We start from the raw sequence: 6,451 nt of genomic DNA on the forward strand, positions 1-6,451 counted from the left end.
ATATAGAAAAACAAGCTCAGGCTGGCTTTCGCCATTTCTGAGCTTGTTTTTCTATAAATGCATGTAATTTTGGCTGCCCTTTTGGAAGTTGATTTACGTAATGCCTTCGGATTCCATCTAAAAGAGCATGGAAGGAGAGCATCGGTGCTGTTGATAGTGAAATTCATGTGGCTGGACCAATGTCAAAATAAAAAGGGTAATGTATTTTGGAATTCATAAGTAGCAAGTCCCCCAGGAACTCCTCCGATTGGAATCATGGCTTGGGCTAAGAAAATATTGAAAATCCCTAGCTGGTCGAGTAGAAACAGGATACTGCCGACATGGCTGAAAAAAGTGGGAGAGCCATTGTGAGAAAAAAGTTGGCCAGCAATACCATTTAAACAATCCCCAAAATCGGTTCCCATGAGCACTCCCGATTGAAAATAGTCGGTCGTTTGGATAATAGAATGCTTTTTCTTACAAATACAGCTAATTTCCCTGTTTCAATCACAATGATGATCCCACCAAGGTAGTAGAAGCGGTGTGAGGAAAATATAAGGGATGGTGTCAAAGAAGATGGCAAAAAAGAGAAGCGGGATAGAATTCTCCGTTTAAGAGCAGCCCCTGTCCCTAGTACGAGTGCGAGTAAAAATGCCAGACTACTATGCTTAAAACAGTCAATATGGTATAACGGGTACCAATAATAGGTGCACTATACATATTTACACCTTTTCGGTCCGAACCAAATAGAAAATCAGCATCGGGAGCGAATATCGGATTTTGAAAGGTTAATTATACTTAAATATTTTAAATGTTGGAATAACTAAATAGGATTGTGTTGTCCAGCGTATTGGGAAGTAATTATAGAGGAAACATGATATAATACGGGGAAAACTGTTAAAGGCAGGAATACTATGTGGACGAAAACAATCAGGGTTCAACCGCCTTATGATTTCGATTTAGTAGTAGAGCGTTTGGCGCTCGATCCCCTTCATGTAATCAACAGAGAAGAACGGACTGTAAAGGTTCCGTTATATATAAAAAAAAAGCCAGTAGTTTTAACCGTGAAAGCTGAAGGAAGTACGGATGACCCTATATTTACGATCAGCGGGAACACAGAGGAGCAAATGGAACAAGGATTGAACCGAGTAAAAAAGGTCTTTCATTTCCATCAGCCGCTGCAGGACATTTCGACCCATTTTGAAAATACGGATTTAAAGGGGTTATTTACAGACCATCGCGGCACTCCGATTGTACTTGACTTTGATTACTACAGCTGTCTCGTAAAGTGCATCGTCCATCAGCAGCTAAATTTGGCCTTTGCACATACCTTGACTGAACGCTATGTGAAAACTTTCGGCTTTGAGCTCGATGGAGCCTGGTTTTATCCATCACCAGAAACAGCAGCAAATCTGACTGTTGAAGAGCTGCGAGGCATTCAGTTCAGTGGACGAAAAGCAGAATATGTTATTGGGCTATCTCAGGAAATCATGGCGGGCCGTCTTGATCTGGAACAGCTTGCGCAGAAATCGGATCAAGAAATTATCGAGACATTGATAAAGATTCGCGGCATCGGAAAATGGACTGCAGAAAACTTTTTATTGTTTGGAGTCGGCCGTCCAAATCTGTTTCCTAAAGCAGATATCGGGATTCAAAACGCAATAAAGCAGTTGTTTGGACTGCCGCAAAAACCAACACAGGAGGAAATGGAGAAATACAGTGTAAGCTGGTCTCCATACCTAAGTTATGCGTCTCTTTATTTATGGAGAAGCATTGAAAAACGGAGTGATAAGAAATGACAAATTCAGAAGACATCAAACTCGAACTGGGACAAACATTTCCAGTAACGATAAAACGCCTGGGCATTAATGGTGAAGGCGTAGGCTTTTTTAAAAAGAGCGTGGTTTTCGTACCTGGCGCACTTCCAGGCGAGGAAGTGGTTGTAGAAGCAACCAAGCTTCATCCGAAATTCACAGAAGCTAAAATTAAAAATATTCGAAAAGAATCTGTTCACCGGGTCTCAGCGCCTTGCCCAATATATGAGCAGTGCGGAGGGTGTCAGCTTCAGCATTTAGACTACAGCCAACAGCTTGTTGAAAAGCGTGATCTTGTTCTGCAAGCAATGGAACGTCACTCAAGCCGTACAGCTGACCAAGTCGAAATCCGTCCGACCATCGGTATGGAAGATCCTTGGAATTACCGGAATAAAAGTCAATATCAAGTAGGATTCCGCGATGGAAACATCATCGCCGGCCTATACGGAATAAATTCTCATAACCTAATCGATATCCCGAACTGTTTGGTGCAGCATAAAGCCAGCAATAAAGTGACACGAATCATTAAAAAAATTCTTAAAAATGAAGGCATTTCGATTTATAATGAAAAAACGAAAAAAGGTGCTGTCCGCACAGTGATCACTCGTGTCGGTTTCGAAAGCAGAGAAGTACAAGTGGTCTTCGTTACCAGCACATCAGAATTACCGAAAAAGGATCGAATCATTGAATTAATTCATGGACAGCTTCCAGAGGTTAAATCGATTGTCCAAAATATAAACAACGAAGATACGTCACTTATCTTTGGTAAGGAAACGATTCACCTAGCTGGAGAACAGGTGATTAATGAAACACTTGGTGACCTTTCTTATGAGTTATCAGCTCGTACCTTCTTCCAGCTCAACCCAATCCAAACGGTTAAGCTTTACGACGAAGTGAAAAAGGCGTCAGCACTCACTGGAACGGAAAAAGTGGTTGATGCCTATTGCGGCGTTGGAAGCATTGGTCTTTGGCTATCAGAAGATGCAGAAGAAGTCCGCGGCATGGACACGATTGAAGATTCGATTGAAGATGCCAAAGAAAATGCGATTCGTCACGATCGCGCAAACATCTCATTCGAAGTCGGCAAAGCAGAAGAAGTCCTGCCACGCTGGATTGAAGATGGCTTTGAAGCAGACGTGATTGTTGTCGATCCACCACGCACAGGCTGCGATGATGGCTTGCTAAAAACCATCCTAAAAGCAAAACCAAAGAAAATAGTTTACGTATCCTGCAATCCATCAACACTCGCCAAGGATATTAATATTTTGAACAAGTTTTATCAAGTAGAGTACATGCAGCCTGTAGATATGTTCCCGCAGACTTCTCATGTTGAAGTGGTTACGAAATTAACATTGAAATAAAGTAAATAATTAAAGCACCAAATTCAGTCAGACTGAATTTGGTGCTTTTTCTGATTAATAAATGCAGCAGGTAGTACTTCCGATAGGAGCTGTTACTGTCTTGGTTTCTGATTAACCCAAATCATTGTAAGGAGAATTTAACAACAGCCCACTTTTCTATGCGCAATGCATCCATTAATTCTGGTCCTGCATTTAAATTACTGCTGACGATTCGTTTAGGTGATAGCGTCAAAAAGAGATAATGAAATCATTATCACTTTTTAAATATCCAGTTAATTAATTTTTTCCCTTGTTGAAGAGAAAGTTGATTCGAATTTATTTCCTTAAGAATAGAACGCCAAGAGGAAATTAAGAGTATCTCAATTGGAAGTTCTTGATCTTCTTTAATCAAATTAGATAGAAATTCCCCTATTTTATCTGTCTTCTCATAGGGTAATTCTTCGCTGATTAACTTACAAATGTTAAATTTCACAGCGGAGTCTAAACCAGTGATTAGCGCAGCTTTTACAGCTTCTTCTGGTTCAGCAAATAAAGAAGCGGCTCCCTCCATTCTATCAATTACTCGTTGTTCCATATCCGTTCTTATTACTTCATAAAGGTTAGATTTTGAACCAAAATGATGATAGACTGCGCCAGTAGTCATTTTAGCCTTCTTTGCCAATTCAGTAATATTAACCTCTTTGTAACCTTTCAGACTAAATTCTTCTAGTGCAACTTTGATTAATGTATCTTTACTTGTTCCTGGTATTGGTATCCATTCTTTCATAAAATTTATTTTAACACATTGACATAATTTAGTAAAAGAACTATGCTATACATAATCATCTTATGCCTTACATAATTGAATTACGTAATTATTTAAGGGGGAATAGGGTATGAAATTAGTGTTTTTATATCATCCAGTAAAAAATTTGAAAGAGTCTCTTGCCTTTTATCGTGATACTCTTGGTTTTGAGGAAGCGTGGAGGGAAGGAGAGCACACAGTTGCTTTAAGTTTGCCTAATTCTGATATCAGATTAATGATTGAGGATGATGAACAAGAATTGTCAGCCGGCGGAATATTTTTGGTGGATAGTGTTGACAGCTTTTTTAAAGAAAATAAAGAGGTATTGGAATTTGTAAAAGAACCTATCGATATACCGCCAGGCCGGTATGCTATTTATAAAGATAACTCGGGTAATCTTTTAAGAATTCTTGACTTTACTAAAGAGAAGTAAAATTTGATATAAAAGTTAAAAGAACCTTTAGTAGGGTTCTTTTTTTTCTTATAATTCTTGGTTGACCTTCAGCATAGAAAACACATAGATTATATTGCTATGTTAAAGTAAAATCGCGGTTATGTTTATTTAGGAGGATGGAGATGTTAAAACGAAGATATGGAAATCGTTCGGAATGGAAACGTGTAACTGATAGAGAGTACGTACAATCATTTATTGATACAGAAATATTCAAGGGTTATGTTACTTTACTAAAAATAAATAAAGTTACTGCGCCATTAAATGTAGAATATGGAGACGAGAAAATTTGTATTGTTGATGATGATTTTATATGGGTTCAACATTTTCCAATAGGTAAACAACATTCATTAACCACTATGTTTAACGCTAAAGGTAAGATAGTACAATGGTATATTGATATCTGCCATAAGACTGGGTTTGAAAATAACATTCCATGGTTAGATGACTTATTTTTAGATATTGTTATCTTACCTAAGGGAGATATGATTCTGTTAGACGAAGATGAACTTGAAGAAGCCCTTATTACTGGTACTATTACCGAGGAGTTATATAATTTGGCGTGGGAAGAAACGAATAAGTTAGTAGAATTAATTCAGAATAGAAAATTTGGTTTAGTTGAATTGGCAGAGATTCATAAAAAGTCTCTAATAAAGAAATTAATCTTCTAGAATCGTCTCTGATAGTTTTCAACATGAAACACCTTTCACGAGACAGCGTTGATCGTTTGTTTTAATTCAATGATAAGTGTGTAGTTAGTGAGATGAAAAAGAAGAAAGATATCGGGTTTTGTACTTACATTGTGTACGGATTGGTTTTATACGGTACCTTTGTATTTAGTTCTCTAATAGGATAAGCTATACTTTATTATAGTGAAGTGAAAACTGGATAGATTCTTTAAAATTTTTTGTGAAATGGAGAAAACAAATGAATGAAAAAACAAAACAAAAATCAAAATTACTGAAGGTATCTTCAAAAGTATTATTAATTATTATCGGCGCCATGATCACAGCTTATGGATTAGAAGCGGTCTTAATCCCAAATAACGTATCAGATGGCGGTGTGACAGGGTTAAGTATTGTAGGTTCAGAACTATTTGGATTACCGTTAGCACTTCTAATTGGAGTCATTAATATCCCTTTTGTTTGGTTAGGGTATAAGCAAATTGGTAAAAGTTTTGCTATTTATTCCGTTATTGGTATTGCTTCATTAGCAGTTGGTACGATTGTTATGCATCATGTTCCAACGATTATTGAAGGTGATACATTGTTAATTACCGTTGTCGGAGGTATTATCATCGGATTTGGTATGGGGTTAGCATTGCGTAATGGCGGTGCGTTAGATGGGATTGATATGTTAGCTGTATTACTTTCAAGAAAATTACCTTTTGGAACCAGTGATTTAATATTATTTTTAAATATGTTTGTATTTATTGTTGTTTCAACCGTGTTCGGGCTTCAAGGGGCTATTCTTTCTGCAATTGCCTACTTTATTGCTTCTAAGGTCATACATATTGTCGAAGAAGGTTTGAGCGGTTCTAAAACCTTTAAAATTATTACCAAACAACCTGAGTTGATGGTAGAAACAATCCGCGATCGGTTAGGGCGTGGAGCTACCTACAATGATGCTTATGGCGGGTATTCAAATGAACAATTTAAAGAGATTACTTGTATTATTAACCGTCTGGAAGAAAGTAAAATTAAAGAAATTATTAACGAGATTGACCCAAACGCTTTTGTTACGGTATATGACGTAGCAGAAGTTAAAGGCGGTAGTTTTAAGAAGAAGGATATTCACTAAAAAATATAGGACGGTACTCTTACTAGGAGTGCCGTCTTTTTAAAAATTAGGGGGAAATGAATATGGAAATAGGATTAACAACATTTGTGGAGACAACTCCGGATGTGAAGACTGGTAAGGTAATCAGTCATGCAGAGCGTATACGAGAAGTCGTGGAGGAAATTGTGTTAGCAGACGAGGTCGGGTTGGACGTCTATGGGGTCGGCGAGCATCATCGGAGGGATTACGCAGCCTCATCACCAGCGGTTGTTTTGGCCGCAGC

8 protein-coding genes are annotated in these 6,451 nt (G+C 37.9%); 6 read left to right on the forward strand and 2 right to left on the reverse strand.

Features of this window, described 5'->3' with window-relative positions:
- Positions 1 to 182: 182 nt before the first annotated feature.
- A complete protein-coding gene (locus AC52RT_RS11180) occupies positions 183 to 404 on the reverse strand; it encodes a hypothetical protein (RefSeq protein WP_495540815.1) in 222 nt (73 codons plus the stop codon).
- Between the two features lie 489 nt (positions 405 to 893).
- Here AC52RT_RS11180 and AC52RT_RS11185 point away from each other — a divergent pair, with 489 nt between their 5' ends.
- The gene (locus tag AC52RT_RS11185; protein WP_495540816.1) at positions 894 to 1,778 is read left to right on the forward strand and encodes a DNA-3-methyladenine glycosylase family protein; all 885 of its coding nucleotides are present in this window, start codon (positions 894 to 896) and stop codon (positions 1,776 to 1,778) included.
- Entirely contained in the window at positions 1,775 to 3,154 is a 1,380-nt protein-coding gene (rlmD, locus tag AC52RT_RS11190) for a 23S rRNA (uracil(1939)-C(5))-methyltransferase RlmD (protein WP_495540817.1), read from the forward strand. Before AC52RT_RS11185 ends, rlmD begins: the two co-directional genes overlap by 4 nt.
- 253 nt (positions 3,155 to 3,407) lie before the next feature.
- Here rlmD and AC52RT_RS11195 read toward each other — a convergent pair whose 3' ends face one another.
- Complete coding sequence (locus AC52RT_RS11195) at positions 3,408 to 3,920, reverse strand: TetR/AcrR family transcriptional regulator (protein ID WP_495540818.1); 513 nt, start codon at positions 3,918 to 3,920, stop codon at positions 3,408 to 3,410.
- 109 nt (positions 3,921 to 4,029) lie between these two features.
- On the opposite strand from AC52RT_RS11195, the gene AC52RT_RS11200 reads away from it, so the two are divergent.
- The 4 genes from AC52RT_RS11200 to AC52RT_RS11215 form a co-directional block, all read left to right on the forward strand.
- Positions 4,030 to 4,371, forward strand: a complete 342-nt coding sequence (locus AC52RT_RS11200) for a VOC family protein (RefSeq protein ID WP_495540819.1) — start codon at positions 4,030 to 4,032, stop codon at positions 4,369 to 4,371.
- A gap of 143 nt (positions 4,372 to 4,514) precedes the next feature.
- Positions 4,515 to 5,060, forward strand: coding sequence for a ribonuclease FAU-1 family protein (locus AC52RT_RS11205; RefSeq protein ID WP_495540820.1), 546 nt, complete (start codon positions 4,515 to 4,517; stop codon positions 5,058 to 5,060).
- Positions 5,061 to 5,316: 256 nt separating this feature from the next.
- The gene (locus AC52RT_RS11210; RefSeq protein WP_495540821.1) at positions 5,317 to 6,189 is read left to right on the forward strand and encodes a YitT family protein; all 873 of its coding nucleotides are present in this window, start codon (positions 5,317 to 5,319) and stop codon (positions 6,187 to 6,189) included.
- 62 nt (positions 6,190 to 6,251) lie between these two features.
- Positions 6,252 to 6,451 (forward strand): LLM class flavin-dependent oxidoreductase (locus AC52RT_RS11215; protein WP_495540822.1); only part of this gene is annotated, 200 nt, incomplete at its 3' end.

Source organism: Peribacillus sp. (assembly GCF_059453735.1).